Origin of the sequence: Streptomyces siamensis, from assembly GCF_039543605.1 — a bacterium.
Classification (GTDB): Bacteria; Actinomycetota; Actinomycetes; order Streptomycetales; family Streptomycetaceae; genus Streptomyces; species Streptomyces siamensis.
Window position 1 is genome coordinate 1 of sequence record NZ_BAABKB010000062.1, and the last position, 1,215, is coordinate 1,215.

General features: G+C 65.2%; 1 protein-coding gene and 1 pseudogene. Both read left to right on the top strand.

Going from position 1 to position 1,215, the window contains the following annotated elements; all coding sequences use genetic code 11:
- A partial coding sequence (locus tag ABEB03_RS43700; protein ID WP_425589389.1) for an electron transfer flavoprotein subunit alpha/FixB family protein occupies positions 1-186 on the top strand: 186 nt, incomplete at its 5' end.
- Between the two features lie 28 nt (positions 187-214).
- Positions 215-1,215, top strand: a pseudogene (locus ABEB03_RS43705) ((Fe-S)-binding protein); the annotation flags it as partial.

Here is a 1,215-nt window from a genome sequence, read left to right on the forward strand (position 1 = left end):
TACATCGCGTCCGGCATCTCGGGTGCGATCCAGCACCGTGCCGGTATGCAGACCTCGAAGACGATCGTGGCGATCAACAAGGACGCCGAGGCCCCGATCTTCGACCTGGTCGACTACGGCGTGGTCGGCGACCTCTTCGACGTCGTCCCGCAGCTCACCGAGGAGATCAAGACCCGCAAGGGCTGAACCCCGCGAGAAACAGAAGGCGTTCTCCATGCAACTCGCCGCGATCATCGTGTCGCTGGTCCTGGCCGTGGTCGGGTCGGCACTGTTCGCCCGGGCCATCGGCCGGATCTACCGCTTCGTGCGGCTCGGGCAGAACGTGCCCGCGGGCACCCGCACCGACAACCCGAAGCAGCGCAGTCTGACCCTGCTCAGGGAGTTCCTCGGCCACACCCGCCTCAACCGCTGGGGCGTCGTGGGCGTCGCGCACTGGTTCGTGGCGGTGGGCTTCTTCACCCTCGTCCTGACCCTGGTGAACGCCTTCGGACAGCTCTTCCAGGCCGACTGGTACATCCCGATCATCGGGAACTGGGCACCGTACGAGGTCTTCACCGAGCTCATCGGCCTGCTCACCACGCTCGGCATTTTCACGCTCATCGGGATCCGCCAGCTGTCCCACCCGAGGCGAACGGGCCGCAAGTCGCGGTTCACGGGTTCCAACATCGGCCAGGCGTACTTCGTCGAAGCCGTCATCCTCGTCATCGGTCTGGCGATCTACACGCTGCGCGGTCTCGAGGGCGCGCTGCACCACGTCGAGGGTTACGAGGCGGGGTACTTCGCCTCGTACCCGCTGGTGGTGGCCTTCAAGGGGCTGGGCCTGAGCACGCTGCAGAACCTGGTCTACCTGGTCGCGATGATCAAGATCAGCGTGTCGTTCATCTGGATGATCGTGGTCTCGCTGAACACCAACATGGGTGTGGCCTGGCACCGTTTCCTGGCCTTCCCGAACATCTGGTTCAAGCGCAACGCGGACGGTTCGACCGCGTTGGGCGGGTTGCAGCCGATGACGTCTGGTGGGAAGCCGATCGACTTCACCGACCCGGGCGAGGACGATGTCTTCGGTGTCTCGCAGGTCGAGCAGTTCTCCTGGAAGGGCCTGCTGGACTTCTCCACCTGCACCGAGTGCGGGCGCTGCCAGTCGCAGTGCCCGGCCTGGAACACGGGCAAGCCGCTCTCCCCGAAGCTGCTGATCATGTCGCTGCGCGACCACGC